Annotated in this window: 13 protein-coding genes and 1 riboswitch; of the genes, 10 read left to right on the top strand and 3 right to left on the bottom strand. The window is 72.3% G+C overall.

Annotation, left to right across the window (positions count from 1 at the left end; translation table 11 throughout):
• Positions 1 to 179: 179 nt before the first annotated feature.
• Positions 180 to 1658: a potassium/proton antiporter gene (locus ABZU76_RS16250; RefSeq protein WP_354869789.1), complete on the top strand. Its 1479-nt coding sequence runs from the start codon at positions 180 to 182 to the stop codon at positions 1656 to 1658.
• A 27-nt stretch (positions 1659 to 1685) separates the two neighbouring features.
• Here the strand turns inward: ABZU76_RS16250 and ABZU76_RS16245 are convergent, their stop codons facing one another.
• Positions 1686 to 3056 (bottom strand): PLP-dependent aminotransferase family protein, encoded by a 1371-nt coding sequence (locus ABZU76_RS16245; RefSeq protein ID WP_354869786.1) that lies wholly within the window; start codon positions 3054 to 3056, stop codon positions 1686 to 1688.
• Between the two features lie 84 nt (positions 3057 to 3140).
• Here ABZU76_RS16245 and ABZU76_RS16240 point away from each other — a divergent pair, with 84 nt between their 5' ends.
• From ABZU76_RS16240 to ABZU76_RS16215, 6 genes are all read left to right on the top strand, one after another.
• On the top strand, positions 3141 to 4352 hold the full coding sequence (locus ABZU76_RS16240) for a Tm-1-like ATP-binding domain-containing protein (RefSeq protein ID WP_354869783.1): 1212 nt from the start codon (positions 3141 to 3143) through the stop codon (positions 4350 to 4352).
• Between the two features lies 1 nt (position 4353).
• Positions 4354 to 5175 (top strand): phosphoenolpyruvate hydrolase family protein, encoded by an 822-nt coding sequence (locus ABZU76_RS16235; protein ID WP_354869780.1) that lies wholly within the window; start codon positions 4354 to 4356, stop codon positions 5173 to 5175.
• Positions 5176 to 5254: 79 nt separating this feature from the next.
• A riboswitch (SAM riboswitch) is annotated at positions 5255 to 5369 on the top strand.
• A 40-nt stretch (positions 5370 to 5409) separates the two neighbouring features.
• Positions 5410 to 6753, top strand: coding sequence for an aminotransferase class V-fold PLP-dependent enzyme (locus ABZU76_RS16230; protein WP_354869777.1), 1344 nt, complete (start codon positions 5410 to 5412; stop codon positions 6751 to 6753).
• 22 nt (positions 6754 to 6775) lie between these two features.
• Entirely contained in the window at positions 6776 to 7396 is a 621-nt protein-coding gene (locus tag ABZU76_RS16225) for a hypothetical protein (RefSeq protein WP_354869774.1), read from the top strand.
• A 120-nt stretch (positions 7397 to 7516) separates the two neighbouring features.
• Positions 7517 to 8098 carry a signal peptidase II gene (lspA, locus tag ABZU76_RS16220; RefSeq protein ID WP_354870061.1) on the top strand — a complete coding sequence of 194 codons (582 nt, stop codon included), beginning with the start codon at positions 7517 to 7519 and terminating at the stop codon, positions 8096 to 8098.
• A complete protein-coding gene (locus ABZU76_RS16215) occupies positions 8095 to 9024 on the top strand; it encodes an RluA family pseudouridine synthase (RefSeq protein ID WP_220242206.1) in 930 nt (309 codons plus the stop codon). The genes lspA and ABZU76_RS16215 overlap by 4 nt, the downstream gene beginning before the upstream one ends.
• On the opposite strand, the gene ABZU76_RS16210 is transcribed toward ABZU76_RS16215, so the two are convergent.
• On the bottom strand, positions 9021 to 10043 hold the full coding sequence (locus ABZU76_RS16210) for an AsnC family protein (protein ID WP_354869771.1): 1023 nt from the start codon (positions 10041 to 10043) through the stop codon (positions 9021 to 9023). The genes ABZU76_RS16215 and ABZU76_RS16210 overlap by 4 nt on opposite strands.
• 227 nt (positions 10044 to 10270) lie before the next feature.
• Between ABZU76_RS16210 and ABZU76_RS16205 the strand changes: the two genes are divergently transcribed.
• Positions 10271 to 13600 (top strand): DUF885 domain-containing protein, encoded by a 3330-nt coding sequence (locus ABZU76_RS16205; RefSeq protein ID WP_354869768.1) that lies wholly within the window; start codon positions 10271 to 10273, stop codon positions 13598 to 13600.
• Positions 13597 to 14802 (top strand): fumarylacetoacetase, encoded by a 1206-nt coding sequence (gene fahA / locus ABZU76_RS16200; protein WP_354869765.1) that lies wholly within the window; start codon positions 13597 to 13599, stop codon positions 14800 to 14802. The genes ABZU76_RS16205 and fahA overlap by 4 nt, the downstream gene beginning before the upstream one ends.
• A 110-nt stretch (positions 14803 to 14912) precedes the next feature.
• On the opposite strand, the gene ABZU76_RS16195 is transcribed toward fahA, so the two are convergent.
• Complete coding sequence (locus ABZU76_RS16195; protein ID WP_354869762.1) at positions 14913 to 16184, bottom strand: MFS transporter; 1272 nt, start codon at positions 16182 to 16184, stop codon at positions 14913 to 14915.
• Between the two features lie 296 nt (positions 16185 to 16480).
• Here ABZU76_RS16195 and ABZU76_RS16190 point away from each other — a divergent pair, with 296 nt between their 5' ends.
• Complete coding sequence (locus ABZU76_RS16190; RefSeq protein ID WP_354869759.1) at positions 16481 to 17074, top strand: TetR/AcrR family transcriptional regulator; 594 nt, start codon at positions 16481 to 16483, stop codon at positions 17072 to 17074.
• Positions 17075 to 17222 lie beyond the last annotated feature (148 nt).

The following is a 17222-nucleotide window of genomic DNA, read 5'->3' as shown; positions in this document are numbered from 1 at the left end:
TCCGACCACAGCCACGGCGGGGATAGTTGCCAGACGGGGTAACGCCCAGTCAGGTGCCCGCCTGCTTTTGGCCGGATCGGTAACACACCACTTTGCCCGAGTTGTCCAGTGGTGCACGAACGAGTGAACGGCTCCGTCTCTCTATTCTGGAAGCCCACGGCGACCGGGAGGGGGCGGACATGGACCAGCTTCCCGTCGTGCTCGGCGTCGGCGGTGTCGTCCTGCTCGCGTCGGTGCTCGCCGTGCGCGTGTCGATCCGCCTCGGTCTCCCGTCGCTGCTGCTGTACCTCGGCATCGGTGTGGCGCTGGGCGAAGCGGGCATCGGGATCCACTTCGACAACTCGAGCCTGACGCAGTCGCTGGGGCTGGCCGCGCTCGTCATGATCCTCACCGAAGGTGGCCTCACCACGCGCTGGAGCGCGGTGAAATCCTCGCTGGGCCCGGGAATCCTGCTGTCCACAGTGGCCGTGATCGTGAGCATCGTGGTCACCGGCACGGCTCTGCACTGGCTGCTCGGCCTCGACTGGCGGTTCGGGCTGCTGTGGGGCGCCGTACTCGCGTCGACCGACGCGGCGGCGGTGTTTTCGGTGCTGCGCACGTTCTCCGTGGGGCCGAGGCTCGTGGGCACGCTGGAGCTGGAATCCGGGCTCAACGACGCACCCGCGTACATCGCGGTCGTGGCGCTCTCCTCGGCGGCCGCGTTGGACTGGACCCTGCCGCTGTTGGTCGTTTACGAACTCGCCGCCGGGCTCGTGCTCGGTTTGCTGTTCGGGTGGCTGGGTGCGATGGCGCTGCGCCGGGCCGCGTTGCCGGCCACGGGCCTCTACCCGCTCGCGACGGTGGCCGTGTGCATCCTCGCGTACTCCAGTGGGCAGCTGGCGCACGCGTCGGGCCTGATGGCCACCTACGTCGCCGGTCTCGTGCTGGGCAACTCGCGGCTGCCGCACCGCTCCGACACCCTCTCGTTCGCCGAGGGGCTCGGCTGGCTCGCGCAGATCGGGCTGTTCGTGCTGCTCGGTCTCTACGCCTCGCCCGGCCGGATCCTCGAGGCGCTCATCCCGGGTCTCGTCGCGGGCGCGGTGGTGCTGCTGCTCGCGCGCCCGTTGTCGGTGGTCTTGTCGTTGCTGCCGTTCCGGCTGCCGTGGCGGGAGCAGACGTTCCTGTCGTGGGCCGGGTTGCGCGGGGCGGTGCCGATCGTGCTGGCGCTGATCCCGCTGTCCCAGGGCGTGCCGGGCGCGGAGCGACTCGTCGATGCCGTGTTCGTGCTGGTCGTCGTGCTGACGCTGCTGCAGGGGGCCACACTCGGCCCGGTCGCGCGGCTGCTGGGCCTCGCAAAACCCTCCGAGGCGCACGAGATCGAGGTCGACGCCGCGCCGCTGGACGAGCTCGGCGCCGAGCTGCTGCAGGTGCGCATCCAGAAGGGCTCGAAGCTGCACGGCGTGTACATCTCCGAGCTCGGCCTGCCCGCCGGCGCCACCGTGAGCCTCGTGGTCCGCCGCGGCTCCGGATTCACGCCGCAGAAGACCAGCCGCCTGCAGGAGGACGACCAGCTGCTGGTGGTCACCACGGCCGGGGTCCGCGACGCGACCGAGCGCCGGATCCGCGCCGTCGACCGGGCCGGGCGGCTCGCGCGCTGGCGCGGTGAGCTGGGCCGCTGAGTCGAGCTGGGGTCATCGAAGCGGGGGTTACCGCAGGGACGCGAGCACGGGCTCCAGCTCCTCCAGCGCGTGCCACAGCGGCAGCCGCAGATGCGTCCGGAACCCGTCGTAGACCGAAAACGCGGGTCCCGGCGCCAGTTTCACACCCGTGGCGAGCGCCCGCTGGGCCAGGCGCACGGCGTCTTCGCCGGTGTCAGTCCACAGCCCGGTGCCGCCGGCCGGCCGCGTCCAGCGCCAGTGGGGGAACAGCCGGCCGAGCACGTCCACAGTGGACTCCAGGCGCGCGGTGAGCAGCGTGCGCCGGGCTTCACGGGCTTCGGCGACGCGGCGCAGCAACCCGGCGGCGAGCAGCTGGTCGACGACCGAGCAGCCCAGGTCGATCGCCTTGCGGGCCTCGATCAGCCGGGCGACCGTCGGCGCGTCCGCGCGGATCCACCCGATCCGCACGCCGCCCCAGAACAGCTTCGACGCGGTGCCGATGCTCACCAGCAGCTCCGGTGGCACGTGTGCGGCCAGCCCCGGCGCCGTGCCGCGGAACACCAGGTCGGCGCTGCTGCGGTCCTCCACCGTGCGCAGACCGGCGGCAGTGACGAGCTCGCCGAGCTCACGCCGCGCGGCCGCGGGCATGCGCTCGCCGGTCGGGTTGTGCACGGACGGCTGGCAGTACAGCAGCGCGGGGGAGCGGCGCAGCGCGGCGCGCAGGTGGTCGCGGTCGATCCCGCCCGCAGTCCAGCGGATGCCCCGCAGCCGGGTCCCGGCGCCGGCGAACGCTTCGAGCGCGCCGCGGTAGCTCGGTTCCTCCACCAGGACCAGATCACCCGCCGCGACCAGCGTGTTGGCCACGAGCCACACGGCCTGCTGGGCGCCGGCGGTCACCACGACCTGCTCCGGGGCGGTGGGCACGCCGTCGTCGGTGAGCAGCCGGGCGATCGTGGCCCGCAGCCGCGGGACGCCGGCGGGGAAGTAGCCGTCGGTGTCGAGATAGGGCACCAGATCGGCGGGGCCGAGCGCGGCGAGTGCGTCCGCGGTCAGGGCCGAGCCGGGCAGGGCGCCGCTCGACAGGTCCGCCGGCGCCGCCGCACCGGTGAACGAGACGAGCCGGCCACCCGGCACGCCCGGGCCGCCGGGCTGGCGCCGCCGCACCCGGGAGCCGGAACCGGCTTCGGCCGTGAGGAGCCCGTCGGCCGCCAGCCGGTCGTACGCCGAGGTCACCGTGCCCCGGGAAACGCCGAGTGCTCGCGCGAGCGGCCGCTGCGCCGGCAGGACGGCGGCTTCGGGCAGCACGGCGGAGTCGACCAGTTCAGCCAGCGTGGTGGCGAGCGCGGCCGGGAGCGTGGGCCCGCCGCCACGCCACGCGCCGAGTAGCCGAGCCAGTTCGGCGGTCTCGACCCGGTGCATAGGCACCTCCTTCACCAGCCAGTTTGGACCACTTCCGGCCAACTGGCCCAGCGGCGGCGCCCGCAGGGGGTGACGATGGCGGACATGGCCACGGTCTGCCTCGTCGGCACCCTCGACACGAAACACGCCGAATACGACTGGCTGCGCACCCGCCTCGAAATCGACGGGGTGCACACGCTGCTGGTCGACGCCGGTTCGTCGGCGTCCGACGGCGCCGACGTACCCGCCGAGGAGGTGGCCCGCGCCGCCGGCGTCGACCTCGCGTCACTGCGGGGAGACCGCGGACGCGCCGTGGAGACGATGGCGCGCGGTGCGGCGATGGCCGTGCGACGGCTGTTCGACGAAGGCCGCGTCGACGCCGTCCTGGCGGTCGGTGGCTCGGGCGGCTCGTCGATCGCGGCGGCCGTGATGCGCGAGCTGCCGGTGGGGGTGCCGAAACTGCTGGTCTCCACCATGGCGTCCGGCGACGTGCGCCCGTACGTGGGCGAGACCGACGTGACGCTGATGTACTCCGTGGTCGACATCGCGGGCCTCAACACGGTGTCGAAGGCCGTGCTGGGCAACGCGGCGGCCGCGATCGCCGCCATGGCCCGCCACCACGAGACCGGCCGGGAGATCAGCGATCGGCCGGTGGTCGCGGTGACGATGTTCGGCGTCACCACCCCCGCTGCAGACGAGGCCCGCGCCGAGCTGGAACGGCTCGGCTACGAGGTGCTCGTGTTCCACGCGACCGGCTCCGGCGGCCGGGCGATGGAGAAGCTGGTGTCCGACGGCCTGGTGGCCGGTGTCCTCGATCTGACCACCACGGAGCTGGCCGACGAGCTCGTCGGCGGGGTGCTGTCGGCGGGTCCGCACCGGCTGGAGGCGGCGGGGCGAGCGGGCGTGGCGCAGGTGGTCAGTGTCGGCGCGCTCGACATGGTCAACTTCGGCCCGGCCGACACCGTGCCGGAGCGGTTCGCGGGCCGGCACCTGCTGGTGCACAACCCGACCGTCACGCTCATGCGGACCACGCCGGAGGAATCCGCGGAGCTGGGCACGCTGCTCGGGCGCAAACTCCGGGCGGCACAAGGGCCGGTCTCGGTGTTCCTGCCGCTCGGCGGAGTGTCCGCTGTGGACGTTCCGGACGGCCCGTTCCACGACCCGGCGGCCGACGCTGAGCTGTTCGCCCACCTCACCGAAGCGTTGTCCGGCAGCGCGGTGACCGTGACCCGGCGCGAAGAAGCCATCAACGACACCGGGTTCGGCGCCGCCGCCGCGAGCGAACTGCACCGGCTCATCGGCGAAGGGAAGTCCTGACGTGGACCGCGAAACAGCGCTGACCCGGCTCACCGCGGCGGTCGCAGAAGGCGGGCCCGTGATCGGCGGCGGCGCGGGCACCGGCCTGTCCGCCAAGGCCGCCGAGGCCGGCGGCATCGACCTGCTGATCATCTACAACTCCGGCCGCTACCGCATGGCCGGGCGCGGGTCGCTCGCCGGGCTGCTGGCCTACGGCGACGCCAACGGCATCGTCGTGGACATGGCGCGCGAGGTGCTCCCGGTCGTGCGCGACACGCCGGTACTGGCCGGTGTCAACGGCACCGACCCGTTCCGGCTGATGGGCCCGTTTCTCGACGAGCTCAAGCGGATGGGGTTCGCCGGCGTGCAGAACTTCCCGACGGTCGGGCTGATCGACGGCGTGTTCCGCCAGAACCTGGAGGAGACCGGCATGGGCTACGGCCTGGAGGTCGACCTCGTCGCGCTGGCCCGCGAACGCGACCTGCTGACCGCGCCGTACGTGTTCGACCCCGAGCAAGCCGCCGACATGACCCGCGCGGGCGCCGACGTGCTCGTGCCGCACCTCGGGCTCACCACGAGCGGCACGATCGGCGCGCGCACTGCCGTCACGCTCGACGAGGCCGTGACCCGTGTGCAGGCGATGCACGACGCCGCCAAGCGGGTGAACCCGGACGTGCTCGTGCTGTGTCACGGCGGCCCGATCGCCGAGCCCGCCGACGCGCAGTACGTGCTCGACCACACCGAGGGAATCGTCGGTTTCTTCGGCGCTTCCTCGATCGAACGGCTCCCGGCCGAGCGCGCGATCCGCGAGCAGACGGAAGCTTTCCGCGCCCTGCGGCGGTGATCGCCGGCGTGTGAGCGCCATCTCAGATCACGGGACGGGGCTTTCTCCGCACGCCTGGAATCGGTTACCGTCATCAACAGGTCATGAGTGCCAGCGTTCAGCCCCGGCTTGCTGGCCGGCAACCCTCCAACCGCGGTGGGGTGCCCCGGGTGAAGACCGGGCCGGTCGTGTTGTGCGACGGGCAAGCGCGGGCCCCTCGCCGGGGGTCCCCCGGACTGCCGAGGAGGCACCGCCATGACTCTCGCTCTGGACCGTACCGCTGAAAACACCGAAACTGTTGCCGCACAGGGGATTCCCGGCGTCGCGGGGGCGGCGCTGCGGGTGCCGCTGGTGACCGGCGGCGAGATCGGTTACGCCAACCTCGACCACGCCGCGAGTGCGCCGTGTCTCGACGCGGTCCGCTCCGCCGTCGACGAGTTCCTGCCCTGGTACGCGAGCGTGCACCGCGGCGCGGGCTTCGCTTCGCAGGTGTCCACGCGCCTTTACGAGCGCACGCGCGACATCCTGCGCCGGTTCGTCGACGCGCGCGCCACCGACACCGTCGTGTTCACCCGCAACACCACGGATTCCTTCAACCTGCTGGCGCGTTCGCTGCCGCGGCGCACGTCCGTGGTCGTGTTCGACACCGAGCACCACGCGGCTCTGCTGCCTTGGCGGGGCCCGAATGTGCGCCGCGTGCAGCTGCCGCGCACGCGGCTGGCCGCGGTGTCCGTTGTGGACGAAGCGCTCGCCGCCTGCCCGGAGGGGCCGCGGCTCGTGGTGGTGACCGGAGCGTCCAACGTGACCGGTGAGCTGCTGCCGGTGGCCGAGATCGCCGCCGTGGCAAGGAAGCACGGCGCCCGCGTGGCGCTCGACGCCGCGCAGCTCGCGCCGCACCGCCGGATTTCCCTGCGGGAGCTGGACGTCGACTACGTCGCGCTTTCGGGGCACAAGCTCTACGCGCCCTTCGGCGCCGGCGCTCTCATCGGCCGGTCCGACTGGCTGCGTGCCGCCGAGCCGTACCTCGCCGGCGGTGGAGCGACGAAGCTCGTGACCGAGGACGCCGTGGTGTGGAACACCGGTGCCGAGCGGCACGAGGCCGGCTCGCCGAACACTGTCGGTGTCTACGCGCTCGGCGTCGCGTGCGAGCAGCTGTCCGCGCACTGGGCCGCCGTGGGCGAGCACGAGGCCACGCTGCTGGAGCGGCTGCGCAAGGGCCTGGCCGGCGTGCCCGGCTGCGCCGAGCTGCGCCTGTTCGACGCGCCGGTGGACCGCGTGGGCACGGTGAGCTTCATCGTCGACGGCTTCGAACCCGGCTGGCTCGCCGCCGTCCTCTCGGCCGAGTACGGCATCGGCGTGCGCGACGGCGCGTTCTGCGCCCACGTCGCCACCAAGCGCCTCATCGGCGAATGCGGCCGCGACGGGCAGCAGGCCGTGCGCGTGAGCCTCGGCCTGGGCAGCACCGAGGAGCACGTGGACCGCGTTGTGCTCGCGCTGCGCCAGATCGTCGCCCGCGGCGCCCGCTGGGAGTACACGAAGGTCGACGGCCGCTGGGCCCCGGTGGGGGACCCGCGGGAGCTGCCGCCGTTCTGCGCCTGAGCCCGCTCGCTACCCTCGGCGCGTGGGGAGATCTTGGGGTTTCTGGGTTCCGCTCGCGCTGCTGGGCTTCGCCGAGCTGATCCTTGCCGCGGTGCGGCTCGCGGCCGGCGCCGGTTCTGCCGCGGGCGAGTTCGTGAACCTGTCCGCGGTGCCGATGGACCGCGTGCACGTGGACTACTTCGACACGGCCATCGGCGGTGAGCAGTTCCTGAGCCAGGACCCGCTGCCCGCGCCGACCTCCACGTCAGCGCTGGGCTGGCCGATCGCACTCGCGCTTGTCGTGGCGATCGTGCTCGTCGGCTATGCGCGAGCCGGGACCAGGCCGAAAACCGGCCGGTTCGCACTGGCCCTCGCCGGCGGTGTGCTGGCGGTGCCCGTGCTCGACCTCGCCGCCTACGCCCAATTCGACCTCGACGCCGATGCCCGCGGCCCGGCGCTGGCCGCCGTGGGGCTGGTGGTGCTGGCGGGGTACGAGCGCAGTCTCCTGGTCCTCGCGGTCACCGTGGGCTTCGTGGCGGTGGCGATGCTGCTACCGGGTGTCGCGGGGGTGGTTTCGTCGGCCGTGGTGCTGCTCGCGGTGGCATTTCTGGTGGTCGCCGGACCCGTGAAGGGGCGTTCGCGGCCTGCCGCCGCGAACGGGTGAGGCCGGGGCGTGGACAATGGGGGCGTGAGCACCGAGTCCTCCTCGTCCGAACACGATCTGTCCGAGCCCGGTTCGCCCGAACCCGGCCGGCCCGAAGGCGCGCCCGCCGTCGAACCGGCGGTGAGCGGTGACGCGGCCTCAGCGGTCTCGGAGGAGCCCGAAGCGCCCGTGGTGCTGCCCAAGCGCCGGGTCGGGCTGGTGTTCGCGGTCGCGGCTCTGATCTGGGTGATCGACCTGGTGTCGAAGAACCTCGTGGCGGCCAACCTCGAGGGCAAGGAGCCGGTGCGCATCCTCGGCGGTCTCATCTACCTGCAGGTGATCCGCAACCCCGGTGCCGCGTTCTCGATGGCCACGGGGATGACGTGGGTGCTCGCGCTGGTCGCCGCGGCCGTGGCCGTCGCCATCATCTGGCTCTCACGGCGGCTGCGCAGCGTCGGCTGGGCCATCGGCCTCGGCCTGGTGCTCGCGGGCGCGCTCGGCAACCTCACCGACCGCATCTTCCGGGCCCCCGGCCCGCTGCGCGGCCACGTCATCGACTTCATCTCGGCCTTCGCCCCCAACGGCGAAGGCTTCGCGATCTTCAACATCGCCGACTCCGCGATCTGCTGCGGCGGCGTGCTCATCGTGCTGCTGTCGCTGCTGGGCAAGGACTACGACGGCACCTCGACCCGCGACAAGAACAGCAAGAAGGAGACCGCGTGACCGCGCGCCTGCTGCCCGTCCCCGACGGGCTCGACGGCATGCGCGTCGACGCCGGCCTCGCCAAGCTGCTGGGCCTGTCCCGCACGGTCGTGGCGGAGCTCGCCGAAGCCGGGGACGTGCTGGTGGACGGCCGGCCCGCCGGCAAGTCCGACCGCCTGACCGCCGGCGGCCTGCTCGAAGTGACGCTGCCGGAGCCGGAGTCCCCGATCCAGGTCATCGCCGAGCCAGTGGAGGGCATGAAGATCCTCCACGACGACGACGACATCATCGTGATCTCCAAGCCCGTGGGCGTCGCCGTGCACCCGAGCCCCGGCTGGACCGGGCCGACGGTCGTCGGCGGCCTGGCCGCCGCGGGCCTGCGCATCTCGACGTCGGGCGCCGCCGAGCGCCAGGGTGTGGTGCACCGGCTCGACGCGGGCACCACCGGCGTGATGGTGGTGGCCAAGAGCGAGCACGCGTACACGGTGCTCAAGCGCGCCTTCAAGGAACGCACCGTCGACAAGGGCTACCACGCCGTGGTCCAGGGCCACCCGGACCCGACGCGCGGCACCATCGACGCGCCGATCGACCGCCACCCGCGCCACGACTACAAGTTCGCCGTGGTCGCGGGCGGGCGCCCGAGCGTGACGCACTACGAGGTGGTGGAGGCGTTCCGCGCCGCGTCGCTGGCCCACGTGAAGCTCGAGACGGGCCGCACGCACCAGATTCGCGTGCACTTCTCCGCGCTGCGCCACCCGTGCGTGGGCGACCTGACCTACGGCGCCGACCCGGTGCTGGCGCGCCACCTCGGCCTCACGCGGCAGTGGCTGCACGCCCGCACCCTCGGCTTCGCGCACCCGGCCGACGGCCGCTGGGTCGAGTTCGAGGCCGAGTACCCCGACGACCTCGCCCGCGCGCTGGAGATCCTGCGCGAGGAGAGCTACTAGCCCTCGACGGCCCAGGTCAGCGTACGGTCGTCCGGCTCAGGGCGGGGGCTCCAGCGGACCGAGACCACGCGCGTCGCGTCCGGGAGGACGTAGACGGTGTGGCCGCCGAGTGTCTCGCCGGGCCGCACGCCGATCTTGTGGGGCGGCCGGGAGGTCAGCGACACGGGCGCCTTGGTGACGGTCGTGCCGTCGGCCGTGACGAGCTCGAGGTAGTTGTCCGGCAGCGACGCGAAGGGCACGCTGCCGCGGTTGGTGATCTCGGTGTGCACGACCACCGCCCGCTCGCCCGCGTCGAGCCGGTAGCCGGCGGCGCCGAACAGGTAGTCCGCCGGGTCCTGCACCTCGAGCAGCTGCACGGTGAGCTGCTCGCCTTCGAGTCCCTGCGTCGCGAGCGTCTCGCCGATCCGGCCGTGTCTGCCCTCGGCCGGGCCTGCGCGGCGCGGTTCGTCGCCGCGCGCCCAGGACGCCGTCTGCGGCACACCCCACGTGCTCAGCGCGGGGTCGAGCGGGGGCGGTGCAGCTGCGTACGCGCCAGACGGCACGCCATGGGGACCCGAGGGGACTCCGTACGGGCCCGACGGCACGCCGTGCACGGGTCCCGACGGTCCACCGTGGACGGACGGCGCACCCGGCGTTCCGGGTCCGTTCCCGGGACGCGGAACGGGGGCGCTCAGCGGGGCCGCGGCCGGAAATCCTTGTCCCGTCGGCATCCCGGGACCCGCTCCGGCCGGCATGCCCGGGCCGGGCCGTCCGCCGGGTGCGGCGACGGGCATCGCCCCCGAGGGCGGTGGGGCCTGCTGCCACGACGGCGGCGCTCCCGCGATCGCCGCGCGCAGCCCGGCCGGGTCGCTCTCCACGCCCACGAGCAGCGGCAATCCGCTGCCGGACAAGGCAACCAGGCGGTAGGCGACCTCACGCGGGTCCATGCCCACCTTCGCGGCGAGGTCGTGCACGGCCGTTTTGCCCAGCTCGGCGAGCGCGGCGAGCAGGCGTACATCGGCGGGATCGGTCACGGCCACTCGGGGAACGCTACCTTCCGGGCCGCTCCGGGCGCGGCGAGGCCGGGCCGCGTCGCCCGGTCCGGTGGCCCCAGCCGGGTTTCGGTGGCTCCGGGTATCAGGAACGGCACGGATCCGCCGTTCACCATGAGTGAACGGGACGCTCGTGCCGGAACGCCATCCCGGGGCCCGGGTCTCCATTAGGGTCGGAATCACACGGCACCACCGAACCCCGGGAGTCCGCACCCATGACCGTCGTCACCGATCTCGCCGACGAGCTCGTCGACGAGATGTTCGGCTTCGAACCGCTCTCCGCCGCGATCCTGGGCATCAAGCCCGACGCGCCGGGGCTCGGCGACCCGAGCGCCGCCGCCGAAGCCGCGTACCGCGAGCGGCTCGCCGGTCTGCTGGAGCGCGCGCGGGCGATCGAGGCCGGCGAGCTCGACGCGACGGACCGCGTCACGCGCGAGGTGGTGATCAACTCGATCGAGGGCAAGCTCGACCTCATCGACAGCCGCTTCGGCGAGTTCACCGTGACCGACCTGTTCGTCGGGCCCGCGGCGGGCCTGCTCTCGGCGCTGCCGATGGTGCCCGTGCTGCCGGGGGACAAGGCCTCGGTGCACCTCGACCGGCTGGCCGGCATCCCGGACTTCCTGCGCGCGGTCGCGCTGCGGCACCGCGAGGGCATCGAGGCCGGGCTGGTGCCCGTCGAACGGCTGGTGAAGGGCGCGATCGCCCACGTCGACCGCTACCTCGCCGAGCCGGCGGGCGACCCGCTGCTGCGCCAGCCGGCGCCCGACGAGGGGTTCGCGAGCCGGCGTGAGGAGCTGCTGCGCGACGTCGTGCGCCCGGCGTTCAAGGAGTACCGCGACTTCCTCGAAGCCGAGGTGCTCGCCCACGGCCGGCCCGACGACCGCGTGGGCGTGTCGTGGCTGCCCGGCGGGGACGAGATCTACGCGCGCCTCGCGCGCATGCACACCACCACCGACCGTTCGCCGCAGGAGCTGCACGACACCGGCCTCGAGGTGATCGCGGGCCAGGTCGAGCAGTACCAGGCGCTGGGCGAGCGCGTGTTCGGCACGCGCGACCTGCAGGAGATCTTCGAGCGGCTGCGCACCGACCCGAAGCTGCGCTGGACGAGCGCCGAGGAGCTGCTCGACACCGCGCGCTCGGCCATCACGCGCGCGGCGGCCGAGTCGCCGAAGTGGTTCGCCACGATTCCCGAGCAACCGTGGACTGTCGAGGCCGTGCCGGAGGACTCCGCGCCCGGCGCGCCGCCCGCGTACTTCATGCCGCCGGCCGTCGACGGCTCGCGTCCGGGCACCTACTTCGCCAACACCTACGAGGCCACCGAACGGTTCCGGCACACCGCCGAGGCCACGGCGTTCCACGAGGCGATCCCGGGTCACCACTTCCAGCTCAGCACCGCGCTCGGGCTCACCGATCTGCCGCTGCTGCGCCGCCTCGGGGACTTCAACGCCTACGTCGAGGGCTGGGGCCTCTACACCGAGCGCCTCGCCGACGAGATGGGCCTGTACTCCGACGACGTCTCGCTGCTCGGCATGCTCACGCTGGAGTCGATGCGCGCCGGGCGGCTCGTGGTCGACACCGGGTTGCACGCGCTGGGCTGGAGCCGGCAGCAGGCCATCGACTACCTCGTCGGGAACACGCCGATGGGCAAGCTGGAGATCGAGGCGGAGATCGACCGCTACATCGGCTACCCGGGCCAGGCGCTCGCGTACCTGGTGGGACGCCTGGAGATCCAGCGGATCCGTGCCGCCGCCGAGAACCGGCTGGGCAGTGAGTTCGACGTCCGCGCGTTCCACGACGTGGTGCTCTCCGGCGGCGCGCTGCCGCTGTCGGTGCTCGACACCGTGGTCGCGCAGTGGGTCGCCGGCCACGGGGACACCGTCAACGGCCTCGCCGAGGACCTGCTGGAGCTCGAGTTCGAACGCGCGCCGGTCGAGCGCACGATGTACGGCCTGCCCGGCGACCACGGCGCGCTGCCCGACCCGAGCCTCGCCGCGACCGCGAGCTTCCGCGCCCGCTTCACCGACCTCGCCGACCGCGCGGAGGCCATCGACCGCGCTGGTCTTTCGGCGACGGACGCAGTGACGCGCGACGTGGTGATCGCCCGGGCTCGCGGCGTTGTCGACACGCTCGACTCGCGGCTGTCCGGGTTCGCCGTGAGCGACGGGTTCAGCTCGCCCGCGCTGTACCTGATCACCAACCTCTCCGCACTGGTGCCGGAGGACGAGGAGAAGGCCCGGGGTTACCTCCGCCGGCTCGCGGGCATCGGCGACTACCTCGACGCCGTGATCGAAGCCCAGCGTGCCACAGCGGCCGACGGCTTCGCGCCGCCGGACTTCCTGGTGCGCGTGGGCATCGGGTACGTCGAGCGCTACCTCGCGGCCGAGGATGCCGACCCGCTGCGGGTCACGCCGGCGGTCGAGGTCGCCGGGTTCGCCGAGGAGCGCGACCGGCTGCTGGCCGAGGTCGTGCGTCCGGCGTTCGCGCGCTACCGCGCGTTCCTGGCCGACGAGGTGGCGCCGGTCGCCAAGTCCGAGTCGGAGCCGGGCATCGGGCACCTGCCGGGCGGGCAGGAGAAGTACCAGGGCCTGATCCGCGCCGAGACCACCACCGACCGCACGGCGCAGGACCTGCACGACACGGGCCTGCGGATCGCCGAGAAGCTGGCGGGGGAGTACCGCGAGCTGGGCGGGCGGGTGTTCGGCACCGAGGACCTCGCCGAGATCTTCGAGCACCTGCGCAGCGACCCCGAGCTGCGCTGGCGCGACGGCGAGGAGCTGCTGGCCGGCGCGCGCGCCGCCATCACGCGGGCGGAAGCCGTTGCGCCGCAGTGGTTCTCACGCGTGCCCGCCGCGAAGTGCGTGGTGGCGCCGGTGCCCGAGGCCGACGCGGCCAGCGGCACGATCGCCTACTACCTGCCCGCGTCGCTCGACGGCTCGCGGCCGGGTACGTACTACGCCAACACCCACGAGGCGAGCTCGCGGCCGCGGTTCACCAGCGAGGGGATCGCGTTCCACGAAGCCGTGCCGGGGCACCATTTCCAGCTCTCGTTCGCGCAGGAGCTCACGGACCTGCCGCTGCTGCGGCGGCTCGTGCCGTTCAACGCCTACATCGAGGGCTGGGGCCTCTACTCCGAGCGGCTGGCCGAGGAGATGGGCCTGTACTCCGACGACGTCACGCGCCTGGGCATGCTCACACAGGACTCGATGCGCGCCGCCCGTCTCGTGGTCGACACGGGCCTGCACGCGCTGGGCTGGACCAGGCAGCAGGCCGTGGACTACGCCGTGGCCAACACGCCGATGGCGCGGATCGAGATCGAGGCGGAGATCGACCGCTACGTCGCGAACCCGGGCCAGGCGCTCGGCTACATGGTGGGCCGCCTGGAGATCGAGCGAGTGCGCGCCGCGGCCGAGGAGGCGCTGGGCGCGGACTTCGACATCCGCGAGTTCCACGACGTGGTGCTGGGCAACGGGAACCTGCCACTGTCCACACTGGACACGCTCGTGACCGGGTGGATCGCCGCCCGGCGGGCGGAGGGCGCGCGGTGACCTGGCCCGACCTGCCCGAGGACACGGACTTCGGGCTCGACAACCTGCCCTACGGCGTGTTCTCCCGCGGCGGCGAGCCCGAACGCCGCGTCGGCGTGGCGGTGGGCGAGCACGTGCTCGACCTGTCGGCGGCGGCCGAGGAAGCGGCGGCGCCGTTCGCGCAGCTGCTCACGAGCGGTGTGCTCAACCCGCTGCTGGCGGCCGGGCCCGCGACGTGGCGCGACGTTCGCGAGCAGGTGCGGGAGTGGCTTACGGCCGAGCGCTACGCCGACCAGGTGCGCCCGCACCTCGTGCCGCGCGCGGAGATCACGAACCACCTGCCGTTCGAGGTCGCGGACTACGTCGACTTCTACTCGAGCGAGCAGCACGCGATCAACGCCGGGCGGATCTTCCGCGGCGCCGACGACGAGCTGATGCCGAACTGGAAGCACCTCCCGATCGGCTACCACGGGCGCGCCGGCACCGTCGTGGTGTCGGGAACGCCGGTCGTGCGGCCGTCGGGGCAGCGCAAGCCGCGCACCGCGACCGAGCCGTCGTTCGGGCCGTCGCAGCTGCTCGACATCGAGGCCGAGGTCGGCTTCGTGGTGGGCACCCCGTCGACGCTGGGCACGCCGGTGCCGGTCGAGGACTTCGCGAAGCACGTGTTCGGCGTGTGCCTGGTCAACGACTGGTCGGCGCGCGACATCCAGGGCTGGGAGTCGCAGCCGCTGGGGCCGTTCCTCGGGAAGTCGTTCGCCACGTCGGTGGCGCCGTGGATCGTGCCGCTGGCCGCGCTGGAGCACGCTCGCGTGCCGCAGCCGGCGCAGGATCCGGAGCCGCTGGAGTACCTGCGGGTCACCGAGCCGTGGGGGCTGGACCTGGCGCTTGAGATCCGGATCAACGGCCACCTCGTGTCGAGCCCGCCGTTCGCCACGCAGTACTGGACGGCGCCGCAGCAGCTCGCGCACCTCACCGTGAACGGCGCGAGCCTGCGGACCGGCGACCTGTACGCGTCGGGCACCGTCACCGGCCCGGCCAAGGAACAGCGCGGGTCGCTGCTGGAGCTGAGCTGGGGCGGGCGCGAACCGTTCGCGCTCGGCGACGGCGAGACACGGACGTTCCTCGAAGACGGCGACGAGGTCTCGATCAGCTCCACCGCACCCGGGCCGGCCGGCAGCCGGATCGGGTTCGGGGAGGTGGCCGGGCGGGTCGTGCCCCGCTAGGGGCGGCACGCGAACACCCCAAGGGGCCGTACCCGCGTGGGCACGGCCCCCGAGGCGCGCAGGCAGATCCGCGCAGCCGAAAACTCCGAGGTGATCGGGGATGGAAGTGATCACACGGAGTCGAGGTCGGCACTCCCTCGGGCCAGTGCCGCCCGGCTGACGCCCAGCACGCAGCCCAGCGACACCAACGACACCAGACAGACGTAGACAGCCACCGAGACGACCGAGCCGGTGGCCCGCACCAGTGAAGCCGCGATGATCGGCGCGAGCGCGCCGCCCAGCAGGACGCCGATCTGGAAACTGGTCGACGCGGCGCTGAACCGGACCCGGGCGTCGAACATCTCCACGATGAACGTGGCCTGCGGCCCGTAGCTGATGCTGAAGAAGATCGCGCCCACGAGGTAAGCCGCCATCACGGCGGCGAAGTTGCCGCTCGCGACCGCGAGGATCGTCGGGTAGATCCACACCGCCATCGCGGCGAGGCCGATCAGGATCATGCGGCGCCTGCCGAACCGTTCGCTCATCGAGCCGAAGTACGGCAGTGCCGCGCACGCGACCACTCCGGAGACCATGATGGCGGTGAGCATGGAGGCCCGGTCGATGGTTTTCGCCGAGGCGGCATAGCTCAGGGCGTAGGCGTTGACGATGTAGTAGTAAGCGCCGGTGCTGACCATCGATCCGATGGCGAGCAGAATCTGCTTGGGGTACGCGCGGATCGCGGTGATCAGCGGCGCGCGCTGCGCCTCGTTGCGTTCACGGACCTTCTCGAACACCGGCGTCTCGCGCAGCTGCAACCGCACTACGAGCCCCACGGCCACCAGCACGATGCTGATGAGGAACGGAATCCGCCAGCCCCACGCCATGAACTGCTGCTCGGGCAGCTGCGAAACCAGCAGGAAGACCAGGGTGGACAGCACCAGCCCGGCCGGGACGCCGATCTGGGGGAGGCTGCCGTAGAGGCCGCGCTTGCGGGGCGAGGCGTATTCCACGGCCGTGAGCACGGCGCCGCCCCATTCGCCACCGACTCCGAAGCCCTGCACCAGGCGCAACAGCACCATGAGGATCGGCGCCCACACGCCCACTTGCGCATACGTCGGCAGCACGCCCATGAGGAAGGTCGCGAACCCCATCATGGTCAGCGACAGGACCAGCATCTTCTTCCGGCCGATCCGGTCGCCGAAGTGGCCGAGGATGATCCCGCCGATCGGCCGGGCGCCGAACCCGATCGCGAAGGTGGAGAACGCCAGCAACGAGCCGGCGAGCGGGTCCGCGGAGGGGAAGTACAGCGGCGCGATGACCAGGGCGGCGGCGATCCCGTAGAGCTGGAAGTCGTACCACTCGATGGTCGTGCCGATCAGCACCGACAGGGCGACCCGCCGCATCGGTGGACGAGCTTGGGGCGACGGCCCCGCGGGAGCACCCTGCGCGGTCGAGGATCTCGATGTGCCCCGTGACTGGTCCGGCGGCGTCAGCTCACTCGCCATGTACCTCTCCTCGTCGTTTTGGGGACGGCGGGCAGCGCCGTCCGAACCCGATGACTGCGTTGGCATCCAGGAGCGAGGGCGGCCGCGTGGCTGTGGCTGGAGTCGGCCGTTCGCGAGATCGATCGGCCGGAGTCGGCCGATCGACAGTTAATTAACGTTCATTAATGGGTGGAAAGGGACGATAGTCTGGAGCTGTGACCAAGTCAACGGCCGTCTCGCCGCAGGCCGTGCACGAAGCCGCTCGCGATCTTTTCGCGAGCCGGGGCTACCGCGGCACCTCGATGAAGGACATCGCGCAGGTCTTGGCGGTCTCGGCGCCGAACCTCTACAACCACGTCACGTCCAAGCAGGATCTCCTCTACCGGATCATGGACGTGGCGATGGACCGCGCCCTGGCCGCGCTCGCCGCCGCCCTCGACGGCGTGACCGACCTGGCGGACCAGCTGCGTCGCGCCACGGAGGTCACGGTGCTGGACTTCCTCGAGAACCCCGCCGAGGTCACGGTCTGCAACAGCGAGATCCGCAACCTGGAAACACCGTTGCGCCAGGCCATCATCGACAAACGTGACGCCTACGGCGCGCAGATCCTCGCCATCGTCGACCGCGGCTGCGCGCAAGGCCTGTTCGACGTGGCCGAACCGCGGGTCGCCTCGTTCGCGATCCTGGAGATGGGTAACAACGCGAAGGCCTGGTTCCACCCGGACGGCCACTACACCGCGGCCGAAGTGGCCGCACTCTACGGCACTTTCGCCTTGCGGATCGTCGGCTGCCGGCCTGCGGAGCGGTGATCCGTGCCGGTGGCCGGGCGGGTCGTGCCCCGCTGGGCCAAGCGCACTCTCAGAGGAGAGAACTGCTGATACGACCCTGATCTGGTGAAAAGGAAGCAGGGCGGGAGAGGATTTCGCCTCGCCCGCCCTGATTTCTGCTTCTCGCCCG

The sequence above is a fragment of the Amycolatopsis sp. NPDC005232 genome (assembly GCF_040607795.1).
In the GTDB taxonomy this organism is placed as follows: domain Bacteria; phylum Actinomycetota; class Actinomycetes; order Mycobacteriales; family Pseudonocardiaceae; genus Amycolatopsis.
Note: the sequence above shows the minus strand (reverse complement) of the source record. Positions and strands in the feature narration are given on the sequence as shown.